The organism is Flavobacterium sediminilitoris, assembly GCF_023008245.1.
GTDB classification, from domain to species: domain Bacteria; phylum Bacteroidota; class Bacteroidia; order Flavobacteriales; family Flavobacteriaceae; genus Flavobacterium; species Flavobacterium sediminilitoris.
This window is the reverse complement of record NZ_CP090145.1, coordinates 1,913,450-1,939,759: the sequence shown is the minus strand read 5'-3', so window position 1 is coordinate 1,939,759 and position 26,310 is coordinate 1,913,450. Positions and strand designations below refer to the sequence as shown.

The following is a 26,310-nucleotide window of genomic DNA, read 5'->3' as shown; positions in this document are numbered from 1 at the left end:
AGTTAGTTAAGTTAATATAATTAAAAATTGGTTAAATATTTATTTAGGACTTGTTGCAGTTGCTGCAGTTCCCATGTAATCTTGTACAGTTCTAAATCCGATGTAACTTCTAGCTGAATCAGCATATTCGAAATCACGAGTTGACACTTGCAAGAAGTAAGCAACATCTTTCCATGATCCACCACGAACAACTTTTCTTTGGTTTTTACGATCTGGAACATTTGGATTCATAGTAGAAACGAATTCATAAGCAGTAACATCATAAGATGATTCTGTCCATTCTGAAACGTTTCCAGCCATATTGTAAAGATTAAAATTGTTTGGCTCGTACGATTTTGCTTCTACAGTATATAAAGCACCATCAGCTGCGTAATCACCTCTATTTGGCTTAAAGTTAGCCATAAAACATCCTCTATCATTTTTAGCATAAGGACCACCCCAAGGGAAAGCTCCTGACTCAATTCCGCCTCTAGCTGCATATTCCCATTCAGCTTCTGTAGGCAAACGGAAAGAGTTTACTTGATCTCTTCCTTTTTTCTTTTTGATATATGCATTTTTATATAAAGTTCTCCATGCACAAAAAGCTTTTGCTTGATTCCATGTAACACCAACTACAGGATATTCCCCATAAGCTTGATGCCAAAAATAATCATTATGCATTGGCTCATTATATGAGTAAGCAAAATCTTTAATCCAAACTGTTGTATCAGGATATATTTCTACTGGTTTATTCTCTTCATATAAACCTTTACGTCCTTTTTTAGTTACAGCTTTATTCCAATCTACTTCTCTAAACTTAAATTTAAGCTTAGAAACATCAATTGTTTTTAACCCATTATATGATTCTGATTCAGGAAGATACATTGAGTCCATAACTTCAACATAGTACTCATCTGGATACTTCTGTGGATCATTTAAAAGTTTCACTTTTTTATTCAATTTTCTTCCAGCATAAGGATCATCATCAGTACCGATACTGTAGTAATTCTCATACATATATTTATCATATGGAGACATTTCTTCCACATTTGCATCTGCAAATGCATAATCTCCAATTCCACCAGCTCCGTCTGTAGCGGTTTGACCAACTTCGTCAGCCAACATCGCAAGTCTAGTTCTAATGGTTGAGTCTTTCACCCACTCCACAAATTGACGGTATTCACTGTTTGTGACTTCCGTTTCGTCCATATAAAACGAACGAACAGTTACTGTTTTTGTAGGGGCATCTTGAATACCAGCTAAATCATCATCTGATTTACCCATAATGTAAGCGCCGCCTGGCACTAATGTCATCCCATAAGGTTTCTCAGGATTCCATCTCTTTCCTTTTACTCCTACTAATTCACCTCTATCTCCTTTACCACAACTGATAAACAATGATAAGATTGCTGTAAATACAACTAACTTCTTCATATAAATTTGGGTTAATATAATTTTACTTTTAAGGGCGTAAACCTATTCAATAATTTTGAAAAAAACAATTATTTTAGATAATTTCTTAAAAAAATATTAAAATTAATATAAAAAAACTGGTATAATTTCTTAAAATTACTTTGATCTACAATAAATTACGTCGATATGCCTTCCACCATCTATTAGGCACTTCTTGCTCACATGCTAACAAATAATCATCATGAGTGCAAGGTAATAACGTATTTCTTTTTAATTTATTATTTACATTATCTAAAAATGGTATTTCAATCCACCATCTTTCTGTTTTATTACTCTTAAAAAAGATTAATTCATCTTCATCAATCAATACAATATATTTCAAATAATCTTCCTTACTTCCAAATGGATATTCTTTTGAACGAAAACAATATCCTTCAATAAAATACCATACACTTTGCGCTACCAGTAATGATTCACTATCATTAGGCTCAAAGTTAAATATTCCAAAACTAGATACTTTATCGCTAATTCCTGAATATCTAGCCAATGTACAAATTTCTTTACCATCAAACCCATTTGAGTTAAACTCTTGAAGCTTTCCCGAAAAGGAAGATTGAACCGCATTCATATCAATACTAACAATATCTGCGTCTCTGAAAACAGGTTCTGCTATTGCTATCTTATTTGAAACCTCTCCTAATCGATACGCTTCGAAAAATAGTTTTTCAATTAAGTCAATTTCTTCTTGAGAATTATAATATGTTTGATAGCCAATATTACTAAAATTAAATAAATTATTTGGCTCTTCGACAATAATTTTTGTTAAATAGGATTCATAAAGGTAAACATTCTCTTTCTCAAAATCAAATTTACTATCAATTGCTACTAAATTTACCATTTGATCTAAATTATCATAAGCCCTATAAAGTGCATATGTTAAATCTTGAGTTCCTCCTATAATAATAGGTAAAATATTTTTCCTTAATAAGTCTTCATTAATCGTTTTAACTAAAAAATAAGTATCCTCTATTGTTTCTCCAGCAATAACATTTCCTAAGTCGACAAGTGAAACATTCCAATTTCCAGGAAATAACGAATAAAATTTTCTTCTAAACGCATCAAAGTTATTACTATTATTGTTATCAATTCCTCTTCCTCTATTTTCATTCACACATATAATAGCAATATTTACATTGTCTATATCTGGAAAATTCGTTTCAGTATGAAACAATGTCTTTTTCCCTAATGTCTGACTTGAAAGTGTTTCATTAAATTCAAGATAATTTGAGCTTACAGGTTGTAAAAAATCAAAAACCATTCACTATTTCTTTTTTGTAGTTGCTTTCTTTGCTGGTTTTTTAGCCGTTTTCTTAGCAGGTGCTTTTGCTTCAATCATTTCTTTCGCTTTTTCTAAAGTTAATTTAGAAGCATCGAAATCTTTACCTAATTCGATTTTCACCTTCCCTTTTAAAATGACCGATCTTCCCCATCTAGCTTTTTCAACTCTAATTCCTTCTTCTGACCAATCGTGGATTACTTTATCTATTTCCTTTTGAATTTTATCTGCAACTAATTCATTGATATCTTCTTGAGATAAATTATCAAAATCATATTTTTTATTAACATTGATAAACATTCCGTTCCATTTTATAAATGGACCAAAACGCCCTACTCCTTTTTGAACAGGTAAGTTATCATAAGTTCCTATAGGAGCGTCTGCTTGTTTTTTCTCCTCAATTAACTCAATAGCTCTACCTATTGTAACATCTAATGGCTCTTCTCCTTTAGGAAGCGAAATAAAAACCTTACCAAACCTAACATAAGGTCCGAAACGCCCATTATTTACCTCAACTTCTTCATCTTCATAACTTCCTAATGACTTCGGTAATAAAAACAACGTCAAGGCTTCTTCTAATGTAATTGTTCCAATGTTTTGTTCTGGCAATAAACTAGCAAACTGCTTTTCCTCATCTTCTTGTTCTCCTATTTGAACCATTGGTCCAAATTTCCCTAATCTAACCGAAACTTGTCTTCCACTATCAGGATGTTTTCCCAATATTCTCTCTCCTGTTTCTCTTTCAGCATTTTTTTCAACATCTATAACAGTAGGATGAAAATGATTATAAAAATCACTCATCATTTTTACCCAATCTTCATTTCCTGAAGCAATTTCATCAAAATCTTGCTCTACTTTTGCTGTAAAATTATAATCTAAAATAGTTTTAAAATTAGCTACTAGAAAGTCATTTACAATCATTCCAATATCTGTAGGTACTAATTTTCCTTTATCTGAACCAGTATTCTCAGTCAAATCCTTTGAAACAACCTTTCCTCCTTCTAGAACTAATTGATTATAATTTCTTTCCTGCCCTTCAAAAGTTCCTTTTTCCACATAATTACGATTAATAATCGTAGAAATAGTTGGTGCATATGTTGATGGACGACCGATTCCTAATTCTTCTAATTTTTTCACCAAAGAAGCTTCCGTATAACGACTTGGTGGTCTTGAAAAACGCTCCGTAGCTGTAATATAATTATTCAACAGCTTTTCATTAATTTTCATTGCAGGAAGCATTCCTTCTTGCTCTTCTTCGTCATCATCATGCCCTTCAAGATAGACTTTTAAAAATCCTTCAAATTTTATAACCTCACCAGTAGCTGTAAAATACTCTGAATGGTTATTTGCTTCTATTTTAACATTTGTACGTTCTAATTGCGCATCACTCATCTGTGATGCAATCGTACGTTTCCAAATTAAATCATATAATCTTGCTTGATCTCTATCTATATTAACGGTATGACGAGACATATCTGTAGGACGAATTGCTTCGTGAGCTTCTTGCGCTCCTTTAGATTTTGTATTATAATTTCTTGGCTTACTGTATTCTTTTCCGTAGTATCCTTCAATCTCAGCTTGAGTAGCATTCATTGCCTCATTAGACAAATTAACACTATCCGTTCTCATGTAAGTAATTAAACCGGCTTCATACAAACGTTGAGCAATTTGCATTGTAATTCCAACAGGTAAATACAATTTTCTTGCTGCTTCTTGTTGTAATGTGGATGTAGTAAATGGAGCTGCAGGAGATTTTTTAGTTGGTTTCGTTTCTAAATCTGCAACTTTATATTTTGATTCTATATTTTGTTTAAGAAAATCTTCTGCTTCTTTTCTTGTTTCAAAATTTTTAGGCAATTTCGCTTTGAATGATTTTCCTGCTTCATTAGTAAATTCCGCAGCTATACTATATGACGCTACAGATTTGAAGTTTTGAATATCTCTTTCTTTTTCTACAATTAATCTAACAGATACTGACTGAACTCTACCCGCTGACAAACCTCCTTTTACTTTTTTCCACAGAACAGGAGACAATTCATATCCTACTAACCTATCTAAAACTCTTCTTGCTTGTTGCGCATTTACTAAATTATAATCTATACTTCTAGGATTTTCAATTGCCTTTTGTATAGCTGTTTTAGTAATCTCATGAAAAACAATTCTTTTTGTCTTATTTTGGTCTAATTTCAATTCTTCTGATAAATGCCAAGCAATTGCTTCTCCTTCACGGTCTTCATCGGAAGCAAGCCAAACCATTTCAGCTGATTTAGACAAGTCTTTTAGTTTCTTAACCAATGCTTTTTTATCGCTTGATACTTCATACTTTGGTTTAAAGCCATTTTCAACATCTACCCCTATTTCTTTTGAAGGTAAGTCTGCAATGTGCCCAAAGCTAGACTCAACTTGATAATCCTTTCCTAAAAATTTTTCGATCGTTTTTGCCTTTGCAGGTGACTCTACAATAACTAAATTCTTTGCCATTATCCATTTTTTATTTGGAACAAAAGTATGCTTTTTTTTAAATTAAACATTCTTGAAATAACAATAATTAAATTTTATCCTGTTCATAACCTCGAATTTTATCTAGCTCATCATATCCTTTATAACCCGTTGCATCTTTATAAATAAAGTATTGTGGGATTAAAATTATTGCAAACGTGAAAAAGAAACCTATACCACAAAGGAAGAGCCCAAAATAGGCAATAAAACTCATAACAATTCTTAATAAAAAAGTAACAACCCAGTTTTTATTTCCAATTGCAAAAGCTATTTTCACTACTTCTGTCGTATTCATATTTTGGTTAAAAGCGTACACTATAACAATATAACTTATAGGTATTATTGTATATAAAATTGGGAAGAAACACATCATATAAGAAACCAAAACAATTCCTAAAGTGATAGTTGAAATTTTAAAAGTCTTCACAAAAGTGTTTTTCCTTAACAAAACAAAAAAATCACTAGTGCTATAATTTTCATTCTTATCTGCTTTTTCATAAATAACATACAAACCTCCTAATAATCCTGTAAAAAAAGTCATCAAAAACAATAGAAATATAATAATCACAAAAAAGCACAATATACCAAAAAGAGAAAAACCAAAATTATTCGTAATGTTTATTCCATCATTGAATTCTGAAATTATTACAAAAGGAAAAACAAGTATGACTCCAAGGCTAAAATATGTAAGTATAAAAAAAATCAACAATAAAAAACCTTGAGACCACGTTTTTTTAAACAACTCTACAGACCTATTAAACACATTACCAAAATCAGCACTATTACTAGCGTCAATTTTATTTTTTATATCTAAGAATTCCATTTTACTTTTTTGCAATAATAAAAAACTTATGTTAAACATTATCTGACATCTTGTCATAATTTATAATTTAGTATTATCTTTGCTGACTGAAAATACACGAATTAGTATTATGGAAAAGATTATCGAAGAAAACAAACAAGGTACAAGTCTTGTTTTAGAACAAAAAGAAGAAAACGCAAAAAAACTTTTTATAGAAAGTTATGGCTGTCAAATGAATTTTTCTGATAGCGAAATTGTTGCTTCAATATTAGCAAACCAAGGTTACAATACTACTCAAAATCTAGAAGAAGCTGATTTAGTATTAGTTAACACTTGTTCTATTCGAGATAAAGCGGAACAAACCATTAGAAAACGCTTAGAAAAATATAATGCTGTCAAAAAGATTAACCCTAACATGAAAGTAGGAGTTCTTGGCTGTATGGCAGAACGATTAAAAGACAAATTTTTAGAAGAAGAGAAAATTGTAGACATGGTTGTAGGACCAGATGCTTACAAAGACATTCCTAATCTTTTAAAAGAAGTGGAAGATGGTAGAGATGCCATAAATGTAATCTTATCCAAAGAAGAAACCTACGGAGACATTGCTCCTGTTCGATTAAATTCTAACGGAGTAACAGCATTTGTATCCATTACAAGAGGTTGTGATAATATGTGTACTTTTTGTGTTGTTCCTTTTACCCGTGGTCGTGAACGTAGTCGTGAACCACAAAGCATTATAGAAGAAATTCAAGATCTATGGTTGAGAGGATTTAAAGAAATCACATTATTAGGACAAAATGTTGATAGCTATTTATGGTATGGAGGTGGTTTGAAAAAAGATTTTGTAAAAGCAACCGAAATGCAAAAAGCAACTTCAGTAGATTTTGCACAATTATTAGATATGTGCGCTTCACAGTTTCCAAAAATGCGTTTTCGTTTTTCAACATCTAATCCTCAAGATATGCATGTTGAAGTAATTGAAATTATGGCAAAACATCATAATATTTGTAATTATATTCACTTACCTGTACAATCTGGAAGTACTAGAATTCTAAACGAAATGAATCGTCAACACACTCGTGAAGAATATATGACTTTAATTGATAACATTAAAAGAATAATTCCAGATATTTCTTTGTCACAAGATATGATTACTGGTTTCCCAACAGAAACAGAAGAAGATCACAAAGATACTCTTTCTTTAATGGAATATGTAAAGTATGATTTTGGTTTTATGTTTGCTTATTCTGAAAGACCTGGAACGATGGCTGCTAGAAAAATGGAAGATGATGTTCCTGACGAAGTAAAAAAACGAAGATTAACTGAGATTGTAGATTTGCAACAAGTCCATGCATTAGAAAAAACAAAAAGGTTTGTAGGTCAAATTGTAGAGGTATTAGTAGAAAAAGATTCAAAACGCTCTAGTGAACATTGGTCTGGAAGAAACTCTCAAAATACAGTTGTTGTTTTCCCAAAAGAGAATTACAAACCGGGAGATTTTGTAAATGTAAAAATTACTGATTGTACGGCTGCTACATTAATAGGAGAAGCAGTTGAATATTCAACAATTATGCAATAACGAAACGACCTCAATATAATTATCAAATTAATGGAAACAGTACAAGCCATAAAACAACGATTTGAAATCATTGGAAATGACCCAAAACTCAATCGTTCCATAGAAAAAGCTATTCAAGTTGCACCTACAGATATTTCTGTATTAGTAACAGGAGAAAGTGGTGTTGGTAAGGAAAGTATTCCTAAAATCATTCACTCACTATCACATAGAAAGCATGGAAAATACATTGCGGTCAATTGTGGAGCTATTCCAGAAGGAACTATTGATAGTGAACTTTTCGGGCATGAAAAAGGAGCTTTTACAGGAGCTACATCAACTCGAGAAGGATATTTTGAAGTAGCAGATGGCGGAACTATTTTCCTTGATGAAGTAGGAGAATTACCATTAACTACACAAGTTAGATTATTACGTGTACTTGAGAATGGTGAATTTATAAAAGTAGGTTCTTCACAAGTACAGAAAACAAATGTAAGAATTGTTGCGGCTACAAATGTTAACATGTTTGATGCTATTGAAAAAGGAAAATTTCGTGAAGACTTATATTATAGATTAAGTACAGTAGAAATATTACTCCCTCCTTTACGTGAAAGAAAAGATGATATTCATATTCTATTTCGTAAATTTTGTTCGGATTTTGCACATAAATACAAAATGCCACCTATTAAACTAACAAGCGAAGCCGTGCAACATCTATTGAAATATAGATGGAATGGAAACATTCGTCAATTAAGAAATATTGCTGAACAAATTTCAGTTTTAGAAACAAATAGAGATATTAATTTACAAACATTACAGCATTATCTACCAACTGAAGGAAGTAATTTACCTTCAGTTATCAATACTAAAAAAAATGAAAATGATTTTAGTAATGAACGAGAAATTTTATATAAAGTTCTTTTTGACATGAAAGCAGATTTAAATGATCTGAAGAAATTGACACTAGAATTAATGCAAAATGGCACTACTAAAGTACAAGAAACAAACAAAAATTTGATTCAACGAATTTATGGTCAAAACGATGATACTGTACATTTTGAAAAAGAATCTAAAAATGAATTAATCCCTTTACAAAACCCTATTGATTCTGAAGTTTATGAAGACGATTTAGATGACGAAGACTATCTTTTTGCAGAAACAGTTGAAGAAGTTGAAGAAACATTAAGTCTTGAAGCTAAAGAAATTGAGCTAATTAAAAAATCATTAGAACGAAACAAAGGAAAACGTAAAGCTGCTGCTGACGAATTAGGAATATCTGAACGAACATTATATAGAAAAATTAAACAATACGATTTATAAATGAGGTCATTTTTAAAAATATTTGCTCTACTAACGTTATTTTCAATAAATAGTTGTAAATATTATAATTTCACAGGAGCGAAGCCGATAAATGCAGAGACATTTCAGGTGAATTATTTTCAGAATAATGCAGAACTAGTTGAACCTGGAATTGAAAGAACATTCACACTAGAACTTCAAGATATAATTCAAAGTCAAACTAATTTAAATTTAGTTCCACAAGGTGGTGATTTACTATATGAAGGTGAAATTGTTGATTATAGAATTTCTCCAATGACTGCAACTGCAGATCAACGTGCTGCTCAAAACAGACTAAATATAACTATCTTAGTTCGTTTTTCTAACAAAAATAATGAAGAAGACGATTTCGAAAAACGTTTCTCATTCTATCATGATTATCCTGCTAATGAACAAATGACAGGAAGCAGATTAACAACAGCATTAGATGAAATTTTTGAACGAATTACTCAAGATATTTTCAATGAATCACTAGCAAAGTGGTAAATTTCTATAAAAAACAAAAAATAAATTGAACACAAGCATCCTAACATATTTATTAAATAAGCCACAATTAATTGATGAAAAACAAACAATGGCATTAGAAATTGCTTTACAGCAATTTCCATACTTTCAAAGTATAAGAGCATTACATCTGAAAGGTCTATTTAATCAAAATAGTTTTAGGTATAATTACGAATTAAAAAAAACGGCTGCGCACACAAATGATAGGAGTATCCTTTTTGATTTTATAACTTCTAATCATTTTACAACATTACAAAAAAACAACATTGAAGAACAAAGTGAGCCTATAAAAGAGTTTCCAGTTCTAGATAAAGATTCAAAAAAAGAAGAATTACTACAACATCAACCTGAAGTTAATCTTACAAATGTTGATCTAAAGAAAATTGAAAATACTGAAGAGGTTGAAAATGTAGAGCAATTTTTATCTCAAACTGAAGAAAAATTAGAAATAGGAAAACCTCTCGAATTTAATCAAAATGAAAAACACTCTTTTCAAGAATGGTTACAATTAACTAAATTTAGTCCTATTGAAAGAGAAAATGTTGAAGAAAATGAAATTTTAGATCCTGAAAAATTAAAAAAAATAGACATTATTGATCGTTTTATAGAATTAAATCCTAAAATTTCACCTGTTAAAACGACAACTCCTATACCTTCAAATATAAAGAAAAGTATAGAAGAACCAACACATTTAATGACTGAAACACTTGCCAAGGTATACTTAGAACAAAAAAAATATCTAAAAGCAATACAAGCATATGAAATTTTAATTTTGAAATATCCAGAAAAAAGTAGTTTCTTTGCAGACCGAATAAATGATATTAAAGATTTACAACAAAATAATAATTAGATTATGGGATTTACAGGTTTTTTAATTGCAATAACAATTGTTTGCTTTTTACTAATTTTAGCTATCATGGTACAGAATCCTAAAGGAGGAGGTTTATCTTCTTCATTTGGTGGTTCACAACAATTAGGTGGTGTACAAAAAACAACAGACTTTTTAGATAAAAGTACATGGACTTTAGGTGGAATTTTAATTGCACTTATTTTATTATCTACATTAGCATTTAATGGAGGTAGTACAAATGATTCAAAAATATTAGGTGACGATGAAATAAGCATCCCTACTACAACTGTCCCTGTTACTCCTGAAGCAACTACACAACCAGCTACAGAAGGAACAGCTCCTGCTAAAACAGAAGAAAAAACTAAATAGGTTACAAAACTATATTACATTACAAAATGCCAGCCTGTCAGTGCTGGCATTTTTACTTTAAGAAAAAATGGCACAAATACGATTTGGCATAATTTCTGAAATCATATTACAAGAAATAACTAATTAAAAAAACATTAAATATGTCATTAAACATTAAACCAATTTCAGATCGTGTCGTGATTGAACCTATGGCAGCAGAAACAACAACTGCCTCAGGAATTATTATTCCAGATACTGCAAAAGAAAAACCGCAAAAAGGAATTGTTGTAGCAGTGGGTAATGGTAAAAAAGACTATACTATGACTGTTAAAACGGGAGATGTAGTACTTTATGGAAAGTATTCTGGCACAGAATTTAAATATGAAGGAAAAGATTTCCTTATTATGAGAGAAGATGAAATTTTTGCAATTCTTTAATCACTTCTAAGAAAAACTTTAAAAAACAATTTAAATAAAAAGAAAAATGGCAAAAGATATAAAATTTGATATAGAAGCACGTGATGGATTAAAACGTGGAGTAGATGCATTAGCAAACGCAGTAAAAGTAACATTAGGTCCAAAAGGAAGAAATGTTATAATTAGCAAATCATTTGGTGGGCCAACAGTAACTAAAGATGGTGTTTCAGTTGCAAAAGAAATAGAACTGCAAGATCCATTAGAGAACATGGGTGCTCAAATGGTTAAGGAAGTTGCTTCAAAAACAAATGATTTAGCTGGAGATGGAACAACAACTGCAACTGTACTAGCTCAAGCTATCGTAAAAGAAGGATTAAAAAACGTTGCTTCAGGTGCTAACCCTATGGATTTAAAAAGAGGAATTGACAAAGCTGTTGAAGCACTAGTAGCTGACTTAGGAAAACAAACTGTTGCTGTTGGAGATTCTTCAGAAAAAATCAAACAAGTAGCTTCAATTTCTGCAAATAACGATGAAACAATAGGAGAATTAATTGCTACTGCTTTTGGAAAAGTAGGGAAAGAAGGTGTTATCACTGTTGAAGAAGCAAAAGGAACTGATACTTACGTTGATGTTGTAGAAGGAATGCAATTTGATAGAGGTTTTCTTTCTCCATATTTTGTTACAAATGCAGATAAAATGATTGCAGAATTAGAAAATCCTTACATCTTATTATTTGACAAAAAAATATCAAATCTACAAGAATTACTACCAATATTAGAACCAGTTGCTCAATCAGGTCGTCCTTTATTAATTATTGCGGAAGATGTTGATGGACAAGCATTAGCTACATTAGTAGTAAATAAATTAAGAGGAGGCTTAAAGATTGCTGCTGTAAAAGCACCTGGATTTGGAGACAGAAGAAAAGCAATGTTAGAAGATATTGCTATTTTAACTGGAGGAACAGTTATTGCTGAGGAAAGTGGATACTCATTAGAAGCAACTACTCTAGACATGCTAGGTACTGCTGAAAATGTAACAATCGATAAAGACAACACTACAATTGTTAATGGCTCTGGTAATCCAGAAAACATTAAAGCAAGAGTAAACCAAATTAAAGCTCAAATTGAGACTACTACATCTGATTACGATAAAGAAAAATTACAAGAACGTTTAGCTAAACTAGCAGGTGGAGTTGCTGTATTATATGTTGGCGCTGCTTCTGAGGTAGAAATGAAAGAGAAAAAAGACAGAGTTGACGATGCATTACATGCTACTCGTGCAGCAGTTGAAGAAGGAATTGTTGCTGGTGGTGGAGTTGCATTAGTTAGAGCTAAAGATGCTTTAAAAAATATCAAAGCTGAAAACGCAGATGAAACAACTGGAATCCAAATTGTAAATAGAGCAATTGAAGCACCGCTAAGAACAATTGTTGAAAATGCTGGTGGAGAAGGCTCTGTTGTTATTGCAAAAGTATTAGAAGGTAAAGATGATTTTGGGTTTAATGCTAAAACTGGAGAATATGTTCAAATGCTAAAAGCAGGAATTATTGATCCTAAGAAAGTAACGCGTGTAGCTCTTGAAAACGCTGCTTCTGTTGCTGGAATGATTTTAACCACAGAATGTGCTTTAATTGATATTAAAGAAGATACTCCTGCAATGCCAATGGGCGGAGGAATGCCTGGAATGATGTAATAATATCATAACTGATGTCTATAAATCAAAAAAACCGATTAGAAATTCTAATCGGTTTTTTTAACAAACAACTAATAAGAGATTTATAAATCAAAATTCCTTACAAATGTAGTCTGTAAAATAGGTGTTGAAATATAAATATTATTTCCAATAGCATCCCATTGATTCATATATCCTATTTGTAAATTTGTCTTTGAATTGAATTTATATCCAAAACCTAAATACAACCAATTTCGCGATAAACTTTTTAATGCTAATCCATCCGTTTGTGGCAACCAAAGCTCATCAAAACCATTAAAAAATAACTCTTTCCCATTTTCAAAAGTTTTAATTGGTGTACTTATAGTTATTCTATATCTAAATCTATTAGCATAATCTGTGCCCGTTTTATAGTAAGATCTTTCTGCGTCTACTCCTACTTTATCAAACCATCTATGTTCTTGTCTTAAACGGTGTTGAAAAAAAACCTTTCCTATATCGTGCTTTAATAAAACTTGCTCCCACATATTATTCTCTATTGCTCCAATTTTTGGACTTGGATTTGGATCGTTTGGTTTATTATTAATATAAGAATATCCAACGCTAAATTCAATATTTTTATTCAAATGGTAATCTACAGATGGACGCCATAAAAAAGTACCATGTTCATCTAAAAAAGCACCTGTACGCTCATGCAGTTCATTTGAAACACTCCATTTCGAATTTAAACTCAATCTATTTAGTATAGTAAACCATGTATTCACATCATCATGATGTATTATTTCTTGTGCAGAGGTTACTAAACTTGAACAAAACAAGATTGTTAAAATGGTTATTTTATTAACTTTTCCCATCTTTTATATTATTTTTTTTACATAAAAAATCCCTATTGATAAGCAAATGGTTACCAACTAAAAATTTTAATTAAACTTTTGATTAATCTTTTCTAACTTTTCCTGAAAGTGGATATTTTTAAAACCGATTTAAAAATTCTCTAGCTTTACAAAATTAAAAAATTACCTTGACATCTATAGTTAAATTATAAAAAAAAGTAAGTTTTAGATTACAATAGTTTATTATCAACATTACTATTAGCATAAATGTCTCCTATAAAAAACACTGCCTCCAAAAAGCTGAGTACTATTTGGAAGCAGTTAAATCATCTGTAATTTCTGTTATTCTCTTTTATATTGACAACAGCCGTGTAATTCTTCATACATTGCATCAGTTGTTTTAACTAAATCTGTGTCGTGTCCTACTTTTGCAATAGCTGTTGCTACATCTTCTTTTGTACATTTGTTTTCATCAAGAATTAAATGAATATCTTGACAATCAGAATGCCATTCGGCACTTTTTACTCCTTTAATAGAAAATGCTGCTTTCTCAATACGCTTTTCGCACATTTCACAATTACCTGCAACTTTTAATATTACTTTTTTATTTTTGCTTTTCTTCTCTTGAGAAAAACTTGCTAATGAAACCAATCCTACTAGCAAAAGCATAACTATTTTTTTCATTCTTTTTATTTTTAAGTTACTTATTTTATTTTAAATCGTAATCCTGCATAATACATTTGTCCGAAAACAGGTCCATATATCATACTACTGTCAAAATATGTACCAAAAGGGTTTTCAGCACTTACAATTGCATTATTTTGCTTATAATTTCCTAAATTTTCTCCACCAATATATACTTCAAAAGTACTTGAAAATGTTCTTGTAATTTGTGCATTTACTACTGCAAATGAAGGAGCATATTCTACTAAACGATATTCTGGAATATTACTTGACGTATTTGGTAATCTTTGTTTTCCTAATAAGTTATATGTTGCATCAAATTTCCATTGTTGTCCTTTTTCTTTAATATGAGTTTCAAAAGATACATTTGTAAAAAAACGATGTTTTGCTTGCAAAGCTCTCTGCAATTGACCTGCTGCAAATTGAGTTTGAACATTATAATATTTATAAGCTGATTTTATATTGAAATGTTTAAAAGGCTCAATATTAAATTCTGCTTGAAACGAATTTGCAAAACTTTTTCCGTTCAAATTAAAAAATAAGACTTGTTGCGGACTAAAATCTAAATCTACTACTGCTTGGTTTTCAAAATCTGATCTATAGTAATCTAAAACAATTTCAGAATCAGCTCCAAATAATTTAAAAGATTGAATAAAACTTAATCCATAATTCCATGCAATCTCTGGGTTTAATCCATATAATTTTCCATCATTATTTAAAATTGAAAAATTACGAGATGATGCAAATAGTTGTTGATTTTCTGCAAAAATATTTGCAGCTCTCTTCCCTCTTCCTACTGAAGCTCTTACAACAGCTTCTTTCCACGGATTATATCTTATATGTAATCTAGGTGTAACAAAAGTTCCTAATCTATTATGATTATCTACACGTGCTCCAGCTACCAAACTAAAGTTATCCAAATTGTCATAAGTATATTCAAAAAAAGCACCTACTGAATTATCAATCCTTGAAAAATCTTTAGTAAAATTAACAGCTACTAATTCATCATAAGAATCGTAATTAAAATTTACTCCTGTAGCAAATTTATTTCTGGTATTGCTGATTATTGAATTAAATATTAAATTCGAATAATAACTTTTTTGATGAATATTATATTGATTTAAACCAAAATAAGAATCTTGTTTATGTGATTGAAATGAATTTTGGAAACCAATACTTTGATAAGGCATATCTGGAAAAACATATCCTATTTTATTTGAAAGTTCAATTTTTTCTGTATTAATTTCACTTCCCCATGCATTTGTTGTTAATCTGTCTAATTTTGGATTAAAATTAACTTGCCCTGATTGTTTTTCGTCTTTCATATAACGCAAATTAAGAAAACTTACAAAACCATTTTCTACATCATTATATTGCCAACGATTTAAAATATTAATCTGTTTCCCAATAGGATTGTCCAAGAAACCATCATTATTCATATCATTCTTACTCTGACGAGTATTTCCATGAACAAATAAAGTAGAACTTAATTTATCTGAATATTTTTGATTAAAATGCGTGTTCAATTCAAACCTACTATCTTGCGAACCGTAGACATTTAAGAAAAAAGGAATATCGTTGGATGGTTTTAAAATTTCATAATTAATTTGTCCCGAAATACTTTCATAGCCATTAATAACGCTTCCAGCGCCCTTTGTTATTTGAATACTTTCTACCCATGTTCCAGGAACGAATGATAATCCATAAGCTTGTGAAGCTCCACGAACTGAAGGAATATTTTCTTCTGCAATTAAAATATAAGGACTTGTTAATCCTAACATCTTAATTTGTTTATTTCCTGTTACTGCATCAGAAAAATTCACATCGATAGATGGGTTTGTACTAAAGCTTTCTGAAAGATTACAACAAGCCGCTTTTAGTAACTCTTTTTGCTCCATTGTATGAACATTAGCTACTTGAAATTTTGAATGCTCTGTGCTTTTTTTAGTTTTTGAAACGGTTACTTCATTCAATGTTGTTACAGCTTCTAGCTTTATAGTTATATTTTCAGTTGAAGTAATTTCAACTTTTTGTGTTTTATATCCAATATAACTAACTACTAAACTTGTTGTTTCATCTACTTTTTTAAGTGTAAAATTTCCGTTTATATCAGTTGTTGTTCCAACTGATGTGTTGATCCAAAATACATTGGCTCCTAATAATTCTTCATTATTCTCATCTATTATTTTTCCTTTAATTTCATCTTGTGCTTGAACAAATGAAACAAAAAACAATAGTAAAGCTGTTATTTTATTATACATTCATTTTATTTTAATATTTTTTATTCTCTTTTAAAGCTAAAAAAACATTAAAATTATGCGTAGAACACTAGTTGACAATATAGTTTATAGAAAGGTGGTGCATTCGAATTGCAATAAGAAGAAGGAGATTCTTTTTTAACAAAATAAACACCTTTAAGATTCTCAAAAACTTCAGTAGTGTTTAGGGTATAATATTGTTGCACATCAAATTGAAAAATTTTAGTCAGAATATCATCTGATTTTTTTTCAACTTTTACAATTTCATCTAAGCAACAATTTTTAGAAGCTTCACTTGTAATGCAGCATGATTTTACTACTTCAACACATGATTCTTTTTCTTGAGTGCTTAATGAAATTCCTGCAATTTTGTTTTTACAATAATGTACATTAAAAGCCAATCCTAAATTAGAAAACAGGATAAAAAAGGCTAAAAATATTGATGTGCTTTTTCTAAATTGCATGGTGCAAAAGTATAAAAGTTTTTAATTTAAAAGGTTAAATTGTTACTAAATTTCTATAATTTGACCCAAATACGGAATCATACAATCTATCTTTTGTTTTTCCTCAATTTTCGATTGAAGTCCTTCAGCTGCATCGGATTCTCCGTGAACCAAAAATATTTTTTGAGGTTTTGCTTCCAAATCGGATAGCCAATTCAACAAATCACTTTGATCGCCATGCGCAGACAATCCGTCGATTAAATGAATTGCCGCTTCAACTGGATAATACTTACCATACATTTTTATTTCCTTTGCTCCTTCTAATAATTTTCGCCCTCGTGTTCCTTCTGCCTGATATCCAACCAAGGCAACTAAATTCTCTGGTTTCCCAATGTAACGTTCTAAATACGAAAGCACCCTTCCTCCTGTTATCATGCCACTAGCTGCAATAACAACTTTAGGTTGCTTATCATAAATTGTTTCTATCGTATCTTTAAAATTGGAAATAAGTGTAAACATTTTGCTCATTTCAACACACTCTTCATAATTTAACTTATGCCAATTTCTATATTCTTGAAAAACCTGCAACACACTTATTCCCATAGGCGTATCAATAATATAAGGAATATCTGGAATTCGATCCTGTTTTTTAAGTTGCCAAAGCAAGTACATTACTGTTTGAACACGTTCCACTGCAAAACTTGGTATTATAACATTTCCGCCCCTTACGAAAGTGTTATTGATAAAAATTTCCAAATCAAAAAGCGGATTACTATTAGTATGCAAACGATTACCATAAGTACTTTCTAAAAAAACATAATCTGCTTTTTTAGGTTTTACAGGCGGATAGAGTAAAACATCATCGTCTTGACCAATATCTCCCGAAAATACAAGTGTTTTTTCTTCAACTTGAAGCGAAACGGAACAGGCTCCTAAAATATGAGACGCATAAAAAAAAGAAAACGAAAAACCTTCCTTTAAAACTACTGTGATATCTTTTTCAACAACTCGAAGCAATGGAAAAACGAGCTCTGCATCTTTAACGGTATACAACGGAAGTGCTGGATTATGTTTCGAATAAAGCTCCTCATTTGCTTTCTCGGCTTCTTCTTCTTGAATTTTAGCGCTATCCAATAAAATCAGTTTTGTAATTTCTTTAGTTGGGGCTGTACAAAATATTTTACCGCTAAAACCATCGGCAACTAATTTTGGTAACCATCCGCAATGATCCAAATGCCCGTGCGTTAGAATTACAAAATCAATGGATTCAGGATTAAATGATAATGGTTCTCTATTTAAATTACGCAATTCTTTTAATCCTTGAAAAAGACCGCAATCTATTAAAACGGTACCCTTTTCAGATTCGATTATAATTTTGGAACCTGTAACCGTTCCGGCCGCTCCTAAAAAATGTACTTTCATAAATTATTAACTTAAAAGTTGTTGACACTCATTTAACACCTTTTTTATTCTTGATTGACTCAATTTTAATTTAGCAAATCCGTTTTCATGATGGACTAAATTATATACTGTTAGAATTTCCTGTAACAATAAAATTTCTTTCTCAGCTATTGTTAGCGTAGTTAAACATGTAATTGGGTAGACTTTAAATTGAGTAACCAATTCTTTCAATCCATTTCCCATTGGATAATCCCAACTTAAAAGATTTAACCCCGAACACTCTCCAAATTTTATAGCTTCAGATGTAAACCTATTATTGGTAACAATCCAACATTTTGTAATTTTTTCATCTTCAGAAAAAAAACTATGATTAACACTTTTTAAATCATTAAATCGGGATAAAATATACATTGGAACTTTAACATCTGTTTTCACTTCCTTACTGCCATGAAACTTACATTCAACCATTGCCACATGATTATTTTTTTTAACCACAACATCAAGTTCATGAGATATACAAGCTCCTTCAACCTCTACATTGGTTTTGGTTTGATATCCTTGCAACTCAAAAATCCTAGCTATAAATTTTTCAAAATAAAATCCAGCAGGTCCTAATGCCATAATTCCATTTTTTAAATTATAGCGCGCTGCATGTCCCTTTGAATAATTTTTTAATTTTAAATATGCTAAACGGAAAACTTTTTGAGACGAAATACCATCATATAATTGCGGTTTTATATCGTCAATTATATGATTTGCAGTTTCTTTTGTAGCTCCAGAAGCAATTAGCGAACGAATTAATTTTTCTGTATCGAATTGTACTATTTCTCCAGACTTCTTTTTAATTCTCATAATCGAAAGGATAAAACACTAAGGTAGTGATTTATTTGATTACTTTGTTATAGTAAAATGCAGGAATAAAAAGTATTAAAAATAAAGGTTGGATTAAAAATCGTCTTACATAAAACAACATTAGATAATTGGGTTTTGCATCAAACATTAAAATACTAAAAAAGATGAGTATTAAAACTACAAATAACCAAAAGTATAACCACGAAGAAAAAACAACTATTTTTTTCTGTTTAAATAATAAATAGAGAATTGATAGTGAAAGTATTGTATTAAGCGTATATCTAATTAATAGATTTAAAAACAATTTTAAAGTATTAAATTCAGGTAATTCTTTTTTATGATATTCCGATTTAAAAAATGACAAAAAGGGATCGTAAAATAGTGTTCTTTCAAATGTTCTAATCATCACTATGAAAAGTAACAAAATAAATAACCACAATATTTTTTTCTTATCTTTAAACAGTTCTTTTACCATTTTCTGAAAATTTTGTTACCCAAAAAAACCATAATAAAAACATGATACCATAGATTATAAGTGGAAATATTGTTCCATGAAGAAATTCTTTATATTCTGGATAATGATATAATGCATAAACTAAAAAAGCAATTCTTATAATGTTTAAAACATGAAGAAGTACAAGTCCAATTATAATATAAGTAATTGTTCTAATAAAACTTGTAGAAAATGCAAAAACAAAAGAAACAAACAATATCATTACACTTATTGCATTACAACCTTCAACAACCCTTGCAACAAATTTTCCGTTGTATATTAATCTTACAAATGATTCTTGTTGTTTTTCTATAATTTGACAATCAAAGTTAAAAAAATGCATTAAAGCATACACTTGTTTAGCTACACTTTTAGTAAATCCGTCTACTTCATTTAAATCTACGTTAAATTGATTTAAATAAAGTGCATACAAAAAAGCAGAAACTACATAGAAGAGTAAAAACTTTATTAAAAAAATAAAGAAAAATCGATATTGCGAAAAAAGTAACTTCAAAGGAGTAATTTTTAACAAAAATATGTATTTTTTGATAGCGAAGATTAAATACTTTTGTAAAAAAATAAATTATGTCATTTGAAACTTTAAAACCTCAAGTAATTAATATAATAGAGAATTCCGATTTTTCTCGCGATGATAAATTAAAGCGTATTTGCCAACTTCTTCAGGATAATATATCTTATTACAACTGGGTTGGTTTTTACTTTGCCAATCATGATACTAAAACATTACATCTTGGACCATATGTTGGAGCAGAAACAGATCATACTGTAATTCCTTTCGGAAAAGGAATATGCGGACAAGTTGCTGAATCAAATGCTAATTTTGTTGTACCAGATGTTGCTGCACAAGACAATTATATAGCTTGTAGTTTTACAGTAAAGTCTGAAATTGTGGTACCTTTATTTGTAAACGGACAAAACATAGGACAAATAGATATTGACTCTCACGTTATTGATCCTTTTACTGAAGCTGACGAGCGTTTTTTAGAATTTGTGAATGAGCAAGTAGCTACTTTATATTAAAAAACAAATCCTGCTAAAAAGCAGGATTTGTTTTTTAAACTATTCTTTTATAATCTTTTTCACATATACCTTCTGACTTGCACTTGCTGTCATCTTTAAAATATAAATACCCGAAGCATATTCTTCAAAGCTTATTCTTTTTTGGTTTTTCAAATTCAACAATTCTTTCCCTGAAATATCAAATAATTGTATTTGAAAATCATCCAAATCAGTACTAAAAGTAATAAAATCAGTTGTTGGATTTGGATAAATAGTAATTTTATCCTCTGAAGTAAAATCTTCACTTGATAAAATGCTGTCTGTAATTTTCCAAAGTTCAACACCTTGTGTAGGGTAATTTCCACCAAAATAAATTTCATTATTATAAACTATAGGTTGAAAAGCTGTAACTCCTGTTGGTACATTTAATGCTCCAGTATTTGTCAGTTGTTGAGTACCCGAATTTGTGCCATCAGTTACCCAAATTTGCTGAACATTATGTTCAAAAATAAGTTTGTTACTTAACACTGTGAATTTTTTATCTTGAACAGAAAAATTAGGAGATTCATTATTAAGAGAACTGGTATTAATTACTTTTATAGTTCCATTTTCTGTGCCATCCGTTTTCCATATTTCAAATTGATTTGCACCAGCTGTGCCATCTTGAGCTGCCAAGTATAATTCATTATTTAGCATAAAAAAAGGATTATTTGAACCAATGCCACTATTCAAATTTCCTGGATAAATATCTTTTATTCTATCCCAACCATTAGTATTTGAATATTTATACAATTCGTTTCCTGTTATCTGATTTAAACCCACATCATACCCTCTTGCAGCAAAATACAATTCATTATTAAATTCGATAAAATAATCTGGATTGCTTCCTTTTCCAAAAGAAGGATTTAAAGTATTAGGAAAAATATCAGCCACCATTGTTGTACCTACAGCTGTACCATCAGTTCTCCAAAGTTCTCTACCATTTGTTCCATCATCAGCCGAAAAAAACAAATAGCCATCATAAACAAAAAGATTATTTGGACTAGAACCAGCAGCCAAGTTAGCCGCTGTTGAAGGATTAATTTCTAAAAACAACCCCGTTCCAGAAGAGGTTCCATCTGTTACGTATAATTCTGGATTTTGTCCAGCTGTACTATACGCTAAAAAATAAATTTTATCATTATAGGTTACCATAGGAGTTCCACCACCTGCAAAAATTGGATCTATTATCTTTACAGTTCCAGCAGGTGTTCCATTAGTTTTCCAAAGTGAAGATGGTCCAGAAGCTTCTCTCGCCCAAAAGTATAATTCACCATTCAATTCTGCATAAAAATCTGGATTATCGGAAACATCAGAGCCATTCGGACCAGGATAAATATCCAATAATACTGTTGTACCACCAGCTGTTCCATCTGTAATAAAAAGTTCCATACCGTGTACTTGAGATGAAGCATGAAATACTAATTTGTTATTAATAACTTTTAACGGTTTTGGATTATAACCCACTCCATTTCCATTTAAGTCAGACACTAGAGTAGCTCCTGATCCAGTGGTTTTATATAATCTTTGTTGAAAACTAATAGAAGCATTGAAAAATAATTCTCCATTATATTCCATAAAATACCTAGGACTACTACCATTACTTCCCATATTAATTTCAGCAACCTGAGTAAATTGATATTGCGCAATACTAAATTGACAAAACCAAATAACAACAATTAGTATGTATGTCTTTTTATTCATGATTTTTTTTGTTTTATGACTATTTCTAGTTAATCTTTATTTTTTTACAATTTTATAAGAGAGGATTTCTCTTCCATTATCATTTCGAAATTATCCTGAGCATTTAACAGATAACTGGTTAATAAAAGAAAAACATGTAATAAAGTAATTTTTTTAATTTTCATATATAAAGATTTTAATTGTTTTAATCCACTTTTTGACATAAAAAATGGGTTCACTTTATTCGTTGGTAGAAAACCAATTAAAAAGTAAACCCAAAAACAAAAAAATCTATTTTATTTCTTTTTTAGTACGATTTCTACCCTTCTATTTTTCATTCTTCCTTCTTCTGTTTCATTAGAAGCTATAGGACATACTGGTCCAACTCCTAAAGGTGTTAAACGTGTACCAAAATCACCATAATTATTCATCAATGCACTTACAACTGCTCCTGCTCTATCTTCTGACAATTGTAAATTAACATCTAAAGAACCTACATCGTCGGTATGCCCAACAATATATATTCTAGCTTTCGGATTCTGATTTAGATAGTCTCCAACCTTTTCAATTACCGTAAAAGAACTTTGCTTTAATGTTGCTTTTCCTGTGTCAAATAAAATCCCATCTAATATTAATTTTCCTTCTTTTTCTAATTTATCCTTAATCACATCCGCATTAATTGTAATTAAACCACTTTGAAGTACTTCTTGCTCAATTACTTCCACACACACTTTAACTGGTTTACCATCATAAGTAGGTGTCATTCCGATTTCAACATAATAAACTTTATCTGAGGTAGTTATTTTGCCTACTATATACCGTTGTGATACATGATAGGTTCCAAAATCATAATAGTGTGAAATTTCTCCATTACTTTGACGATTCTCTTTACCGTAGACTTTCTCAAAAAACTTAGCACTATACCATGCAGTTGTACCATCGCATTCACCTCCTTTACATTGGAACAAAATTTCAGCATTACTAGCTTTAAAAGCATCTTGATAATTTTTCATTACCTCAACTGTAGATTTACCCAAAGGAATTTCATAAACAATTGAAGTTTGATGCCCTGCAACCTCTAACCATTTTTGGGGTTCTTTTTCTGGTTTTGCAGGTTTTATGGCAAATTTTAATTCGTTATAGTCTTTTTGGAAATAATATACAATCTTAGAACCAGGATAACGTGTCACCAATTCATGATCATTTGCTTTTTCAATATCTTGTCCAAATACCGTAAAACAAGATAAGAACAGTAATAGTAAAAATTTAGTTTTCATAAGTGTAGCTTGTTGATTCAGATGTAGTACTACCATTGTATATTGTGGTTGTAGTAAACGACATTACTTTGTTGTCTTCTAAAGTATAATTCATTGTTACATCAAAAATAGGTTGGGTCGTATTATTCGCGTTATACTCTTTAATGGACTTAATATTATATTCTGATAAAATATAAATATTTATACCATACTCATTATAAGAATAGATTCGAGAAAAGAAAGGATATATTTCTACAGGTGAAAATATAAATTGGTCAAAACCCATTTGTTTTTTAAAGAATTTATACACAGGATTTTTATGCGATTCATATTCGTAAATAGCATACGACGTTAAAACATATGGATCTAGTGGATTTCCTGTGCCTAATTTATCAACTCTAGTAATTCTATTAGCAGCATCATAAGTATAAGAAAAACGAGTTAATTCGTCATTGTCCGTAATTGTTGCTATTCTTCCAACACCATCATAAGTAACATTAATAGTATTTTCTAAAGTGGGATTATAAAATTCAAAGTCTGATATTCTATAATTATTATATATCACATCTATCTGATAAGTATCATATAAAATTTTATTTAGAAATGCATCAGAATCATTTGTGTATTGGAACTCTAGATAAGGAAATGTATCGGTAACATTTTGAATTTGTCCATTAGCATTATAGGATACAAAATAATCGTTTCCAAAAGTTTGCCCAGCTATCCATTTACCAGAATTGTCATAGTTAAAAGTTACAATATTATTTGTTACTCCTTGAGAAGAAGTTATACTTTTTAGTTTTTTTTCAGGTATTTCAACTGGTGTATTATCATCATCTTTTGAACATGATGCTAAAATTACAAAGCAGAAAATTACTATTGATTTTAATCTATTCTTCATCATTATATTTTTTGTTTTATGTTTTTACCAATTTGTAGTAGCTTTTCTTTTATTTCTTCTGAATTAACTGTTCCTGAAGAATTAAAAAGTACCTCAACTAAATAGGCTTCATTTAATTGAAATTTGATTTTTTGTACATTTTGAAAATCGGGTTCAACCCAATGATATCCATTCGTTCCAAAGCCGTCAATAGGAGTTGGTTTGATGATTTGTTGTTGACTTCCCAAAACTCCTTTCTCCTTATCCATCCGTAAGATATTTGAAAACTTTCGAGGCATATCCTCCATTTCTAAATTAGAAGAAATGGTAATCATGATTTGACTAGCTTTGGTAACATCTTGAGGAACATTCCAAGTAAACTCACATCTATTCGTATCTGGATAAGGATTTCTTGTGTAGCTTTCCATTGTTGTTACATCTGCTCCAAATGTTGTAGCAATATCCTCAATAGAAACTAAATCACATGGATTTATTAGCACTACTTCATCTAAGTTCTCCTGTTTATTTATCTCAATATTGGAATTGGCATTTTCTTTTTTCTCAGTACAACTGAAAAATATTGCTACTAATACTATACTTAAAATGTTTTTCATCTTATTATAATTTATCTACTTTATAAGTAATACGGATAGTATCATCCCCTTTTTTAATCACTAAATAGTTGGGTTTTCCCATTTTCAAATCCTTTAAAAGCGTTGATTTCTGTTGGAATCCAAAATCAGTATCAGTCCTTAAATTCAATTCCTCTGATATGTTGCACTGCAGGTTTACTTGAAGATCTTGATTTGCCAATTCTCCTTTTATCAAGAATAGCCTTTCTTTATTGATATCTCTTTTACCTAAATAGAAAATAGTAGTACCATTCTCATCTTGATATCGATTTCCCGAATCTTGCTTAATATCAAAAGTATTGGAACTTGAAACATCCCAAATTCTTGGTGGTATATTATTTACCGAACTAACTTCAACAGTTCCCGATTTACTTTTACCATAAATCCTAACACCAATGGAACCATACAGTTGGACAGTTGAAGCCAATACCGACTTTCTAAAAGAAGTTTGAATATCAACAACAGTAATTCTGTAAAGTCCAGCATAAGGGGAATCATCACATAAATTTGTTTTTGTGGCTTTTGTACCATTCCATATTTCATTCAAAGCATTGTTCCAACTCCATTTGCCTTTGAACGCATTACATTCCATGGTGAATTCAAAGTTTCCTGTCCTGCCATTATTGGTAAAGGTTCCTATTAATTTATCACCCACTATAGTTGCTTCAATGTATCCTACATTTTTGTATTTCCCTTTTACTTTATTGCCAGTTTGTTCCAAAACAACAGTTCCAAAAGTGGTTTGCCAAGTACCGCTCCAAACAGCAGATTTCAATGTTGTAGAAGGTTTATCATATATGATTTCACCATTCCAATCACCTCCTGATAAAGAAGTGTTCCAACCCCATTTACCAAAAATTTTAGTATCCAGAAAATTCCATTTGAAAGAACCCCATTTGTTATCCCCATGTGCAAAAGTTCCAACTAAATACCCATGACCCGTAAATTTATCTGCAACAAATTTCCCTACTACTGTTCCTCTTTCTCCATAATCGCCATAGACAATCGAATCCTCTTGAATTAATTTTACAATACCATAATTTGTCCTATAGGTACCATCAATTTGAGCATAACAGCATTGAATTAGAAAAAATGCAATCACTATTTTTAAATTTCTCATAGGA

The 26,310-nt window shown here is 30.4% G+C and carries 25 protein-coding genes; 8 read left to right on the top strand and 17 right to left on the bottom strand.

Annotation, left to right across the window (positions count from 1 at the left end; all coding sequences use genetic code 11):
* Positions 1–39: 39 nt before the first annotated feature.
* The 4 genes from porK to LXD69_RS08725 form a co-directional block, all read right to left on the bottom strand.
* Positions 40–1,413, bottom strand: a complete 1,374-nt coding sequence (gene porK, locus LXD69_RS08740; RefSeq protein ID WP_045967594.1) for a T9SS ring complex lipoprotein PorK/GldK — start codon at positions 1,411–1,413, stop codon at positions 40–42.
* Between the two features lie 145 nt (positions 1,414–1,558).
* Complete coding sequence (locus LXD69_RS08735; protein ID WP_045967593.1) at positions 1,559–2,710, bottom strand: formimidoylglutamase; 1,152 nt, start codon at positions 2,708–2,710, stop codon at positions 1,559–1,561.
* 3 nt (positions 2,711–2,713) lie between these two features.
* Entirely contained in the window at positions 2,714–5,209 is a 2,496-nt protein-coding gene (gene topA, locus LXD69_RS08730) for a type I DNA topoisomerase (protein ID WP_045967592.1), read from the bottom strand.
* A 67-nt stretch (positions 5,210–5,276) separates the two neighbouring features.
* Positions 5,277–6,050, bottom strand: a complete 774-nt coding sequence (locus LXD69_RS08725; protein ID WP_246918848.1) for a hypothetical protein — start codon at positions 6,048–6,050, stop codon at positions 5,277–5,279.
* Between the two features lie 109 nt (positions 6,051–6,159).
* Here LXD69_RS08725 and miaB point away from each other — a divergent pair, with 109 nt between their 5' ends.
* From miaB to groL, 7 genes are all read left to right on the top strand, one after another.
* The gene (miaB, locus tag LXD69_RS08720; RefSeq protein WP_246918846.1) at positions 6,160–7,608 is read left to right on the top strand and encodes a tRNA (N6-isopentenyl adenosine(37)-C2)-methylthiotransferase MiaB; all 1,449 of its coding nucleotides are present in this window, start codon (positions 6,160–6,162) and stop codon (positions 7,606–7,608) included.
* 30 nt (positions 7,609–7,638) lie between these two features.
* Positions 7,639–8,904 (top strand): sigma-54 interaction domain-containing protein, encoded by a 1,266-nt coding sequence (locus tag LXD69_RS08715; protein ID WP_045967589.1) that lies wholly within the window; start codon positions 7,639–7,641, stop codon positions 8,902–8,904.
* Complete coding sequence (gene lptE, locus LXD69_RS08710) at positions 8,905–9,408, top strand: LPS assembly lipoprotein LptE (RefSeq protein WP_045967588.1); 504 nt, start codon at positions 8,905–8,907, stop codon at positions 9,406–9,408.
* Positions 9,409–9,433: 25 nt separating this feature from the next.
* A complete protein-coding gene (locus LXD69_RS08705) occupies positions 9,434–10,276 on the top strand; it encodes a hypothetical protein (protein ID WP_246918844.1) in 843 nt (280 codons plus the stop codon).
* Positions 10,277–10,645, top strand: a complete 369-nt coding sequence (gene secG, locus LXD69_RS08700) for a preprotein translocase subunit SecG (RefSeq protein WP_161794127.1) — start codon at positions 10,277–10,279, stop codon at positions 10,643–10,645.
* 140 nt (positions 10,646–10,785) lie between these two features.
* Positions 10,786–11,061 (top strand): co-chaperone GroES, encoded by a 276-nt coding sequence (locus LXD69_RS08695; protein ID WP_045967586.1) that lies wholly within the window; start codon positions 10,786–10,788, stop codon positions 11,059–11,061.
* A gap of 46 nt (positions 11,062–11,107) precedes the next feature.
* Positions 11,108–12,733 (top strand): chaperonin GroEL, encoded by a 1,626-nt coding sequence (gene groL, locus LXD69_RS08690; RefSeq protein WP_045967585.1) that lies wholly within the window; start codon positions 11,108–11,110, stop codon positions 12,731–12,733.
* A gap of 83 nt (positions 12,734–12,816) precedes the next feature.
* Here groL and LXD69_RS08685 read toward each other — a convergent pair whose 3' ends face one another.
* The 8 genes from LXD69_RS08685 to xrtF all read right to left on the bottom strand — a co-directional run bounded on the left by LXD69_RS08685 (position 12,817) and on the right by xrtF (position 20,190).
* Positions 12,817–13,566, bottom strand: a complete 750-nt coding sequence (locus LXD69_RS08685; protein ID WP_246918842.1) for a DUF2490 domain-containing protein — start codon at positions 13,564–13,566, stop codon at positions 12,817–12,819.
* Between the two features lie 321 nt (positions 13,567–13,887).
* Positions 13,888–14,229: a heavy-metal-associated domain-containing protein gene (locus tag LXD69_RS08680; protein ID WP_045967583.1), complete on the bottom strand. Its 342-nt coding sequence runs from the start codon at positions 14,227–14,229 to the stop codon at positions 13,888–13,890.
* Positions 14,230–14,249: 20 nt separating this feature from the next.
* Positions 14,250–16,490 carry a TonB-dependent receptor gene (locus tag LXD69_RS08675; protein ID WP_246918840.1) on the bottom strand — a complete coding sequence of 747 codons (2,241 nt, stop codon included), beginning with the start codon at positions 16,488–16,490 and terminating at the stop codon, positions 14,250–14,252.
* A gap of 53 nt (positions 16,491–16,543) precedes the next feature.
* Positions 16,544–16,951, bottom strand: a complete 408-nt coding sequence (locus LXD69_RS08670; RefSeq protein ID WP_045967581.1) for an HYC_CC_PP family protein — start codon at positions 16,949–16,951, stop codon at positions 16,544–16,546.
* 45 nt (positions 16,952–16,996) lie between these two features.
* The gene (locus tag LXD69_RS08665) at positions 16,997–18,352 is read right to left on the bottom strand and encodes an MBL fold metallo-hydrolase RNA specificity domain-containing protein (protein ID WP_246918838.1); all 1,356 of its coding nucleotides are present in this window, start codon (positions 18,350–18,352) and stop codon (positions 16,997–16,999) included.
* Between the two features lie 6 nt (positions 18,353–18,358).
* Complete coding sequence (locus LXD69_RS08660) at positions 18,359–19,183, bottom strand: restriction endonuclease (protein WP_246918836.1); 825 nt, start codon at positions 19,181–19,183, stop codon at positions 18,359–18,361.
* A 31-nt stretch (positions 19,184–19,214) separates the two neighbouring features.
* Positions 19,215–19,658 carry an exosortase F system-associated membrane protein gene (locus tag LXD69_RS08655; RefSeq protein ID WP_262916267.1) on the bottom strand — a complete coding sequence of 148 codons (444 nt, stop codon included), beginning with the start codon at positions 19,656–19,658 and terminating at the stop codon, positions 19,215–19,217.
* The gene (gene xrtF, locus LXD69_RS08650) at positions 19,639–20,190 is read right to left on the bottom strand and encodes an exosortase family protein XrtF (RefSeq protein ID WP_246918834.1); all 552 of its coding nucleotides are present in this window, start codon (positions 20,188–20,190) and stop codon (positions 19,639–19,641) included. The genes LXD69_RS08655 and xrtF overlap by 20 nt, the downstream gene beginning before the upstream one ends.
* A gap of 71 nt (positions 20,191–20,261) precedes the next feature.
* On the opposite strand from xrtF, the gene LXD69_RS08645 reads away from it, so the two are divergent.
* The gene (locus LXD69_RS08645) at positions 20,262–20,717 is read left to right on the top strand and encodes a GAF domain-containing protein (protein WP_045967577.1); all 456 of its coding nucleotides are present in this window, start codon (positions 20,262–20,264) and stop codon (positions 20,715–20,717) included.
* A gap of 39 nt (positions 20,718–20,756) precedes the next feature.
* Here LXD69_RS08645 and LXD69_RS08640 read toward each other — a convergent pair whose 3' ends face one another.
* From LXD69_RS08640 to LXD69_RS08620, 5 genes are all read right to left on the bottom strand, one after another.
* Positions 20,757–22,439, bottom strand: coding sequence for a T9SS type A sorting domain-containing protein (locus LXD69_RS08640; RefSeq protein WP_246918832.1), 1,683 nt, complete (start codon positions 22,437–22,439; stop codon positions 20,757–20,759).
* A 275-nt stretch (positions 22,440–22,714) separates the two neighbouring features.
* Positions 22,715–23,695, bottom strand: a complete 981-nt coding sequence (locus LXD69_RS08635) for an OmpA family protein (protein ID WP_246918830.1) — start codon at positions 23,693–23,695, stop codon at positions 22,715–22,717.
* Positions 23,685–24,578 (bottom strand): RHS repeat domain-containing protein, encoded by an 894-nt coding sequence (locus LXD69_RS08630; protein ID WP_246918828.1) that lies wholly within the window; start codon positions 24,576–24,578, stop codon positions 23,685–23,687. The genes LXD69_RS08635 and LXD69_RS08630 overlap by 11 nt, the downstream gene beginning before the upstream one ends.
* Complete coding sequence (locus tag LXD69_RS08625) at positions 24,578–25,168, bottom strand: hypothetical protein (protein ID WP_246918826.1); 591 nt, start codon at positions 25,166–25,168, stop codon at positions 24,578–24,580. Before LXD69_RS08625 ends, LXD69_RS08630 begins: the two co-directional genes overlap by 1 nt.
* 4 nt (positions 25,169–25,172) lie before the next feature.
* Positions 25,173–26,306, bottom strand: a complete 1,134-nt coding sequence (locus LXD69_RS08620; RefSeq protein WP_246918824.1) for a hypothetical protein — start codon at positions 26,304–26,306, stop codon at positions 25,173–25,175.
* Positions 26,307–26,310 lie beyond the last annotated feature (4 nt).

Coding starts and splice junctions, on each gene's coding strand:
- porK (WP_045967594.1), bottom strand. CDS start 1,413: ATGAAGAAGTTAGTTGTATTTACAGCAATCTTATCATTGTTTATCAGT.
- LXD69_RS08735 (WP_045967593.1), bottom strand. CDS start 2,710: ATGGTTTTTGATTTTTTACAACCTGTAAGCTCAAATTATCTTGAATTT.
- topA (WP_045967592.1), bottom strand. CDS start 5,209: ATGGCAAAGAATTTAGTTATTGTAGAGTCACCTGCAAAGGCAAAAACG.
- LXD69_RS08725 (WP_246918848.1), bottom strand. CDS start 6,050: ATGGAATTCTTAGATATAAAAAATAAAATTGACGCTAGTAATAGTGCT.
- miaB (WP_246918846.1), top strand. CDS start 6,160: ATGGAAAAGATTATCGAAGAAAACAAACAAGGTACAAGTCTTGTTTTA.
- LXD69_RS08715 (WP_045967589.1), top strand. CDS start 7,639: ATGGAAACAGTACAAGCCATAAAACAACGATTTGAAATCATTGGAAAT.
- lptE (WP_045967588.1), top strand. CDS start 8,905: ATGAGGTCATTTTTAAAAATATTTGCTCTACTAACGTTATTTTCAATA.
- LXD69_RS08695 (WP_045967586.1), top strand. CDS start 10,786: ATGTCATTAAACATTAAACCAATTTCAGATCGTGTCGTGATTGAACCT.
- groL (WP_045967585.1), top strand. CDS start 11,108: ATGGCAAAAGATATAAAATTTGATATAGAAGCACGTGATGGATTAAAA.
- LXD69_RS08685 (WP_246918842.1), bottom strand. CDS start 13,566: ATGGGAAAAGTTAATAAAATAACCATTTTAACAATCTTGTTTTGTTCA.
- LXD69_RS08680 (WP_045967583.1), bottom strand. CDS start 14,229: ATGAAAAAAATAGTTATGCTTTTGCTAGTAGGATTGGTTTCATTAGCA.
- LXD69_RS08675 (WP_246918840.1), bottom strand. CDS start 16,490: ATGTATAATAAAATAACAGCTTTACTATTGTTTTTTGTTTCATTTGTT.
- LXD69_RS08670 (WP_045967581.1), bottom strand. CDS start 16,951: ATGCAATTTAGAAAAAGCACATCAATATTTTTAGCCTTTTTTATCCTG.
- LXD69_RS08665 (WP_246918838.1), bottom strand. CDS start 18,352: ATGAAAGTACATTTTTTAGGAGCGGCCGGAACGGTTACAGGTTCCAAA.
- LXD69_RS08660 (WP_246918836.1), bottom strand. CDS start 19,183: ATGAGAATTAAAAAGAAGTCTGGAGAAATAGTACAATTCGATACAGAA.
- LXD69_RS08655 (WP_262916267.1), bottom strand. CDS start 19,658: ATGGTAAAAGAACTGTTTAAAGATAAGAAAAAAATATTGTGGTTATTT.
- LXD69_RS08645 (WP_045967577.1), top strand. CDS start 20,262: ATGTCATTTGAAACTTTAAAACCTCAAGTAATTAATATAATAGAGAAT.
- LXD69_RS08640 (WP_246918832.1), bottom strand. CDS start 22,439: ATGAATAAAAAGACATACATACTAATTGTTGTTATTTGGTTTTGTCAA.
- LXD69_RS08635 (WP_246918830.1), bottom strand. CDS start 23,695: ATGAAAACTAAATTTTTACTATTACTGTTCTTATCTTGTTTTACGGTA.
- LXD69_RS08630 (WP_246918828.1), bottom strand. CDS start 24,578: ATGATGAAGAATAGATTAAAATCAATAGTAATTTTCTGCTTTGTAATT.
- LXD69_RS08625 (WP_246918826.1), bottom strand. CDS start 25,168: ATGAAAAACATTTTAAGTATAGTATTAGTAGCAATATTTTTCAGTTGT.
- LXD69_RS08620 (WP_246918824.1), bottom strand. CDS start 26,306: ATGAGAAATTTAAAAATAGTGATTGCATTTTTTCTAATTCAATGCTGT.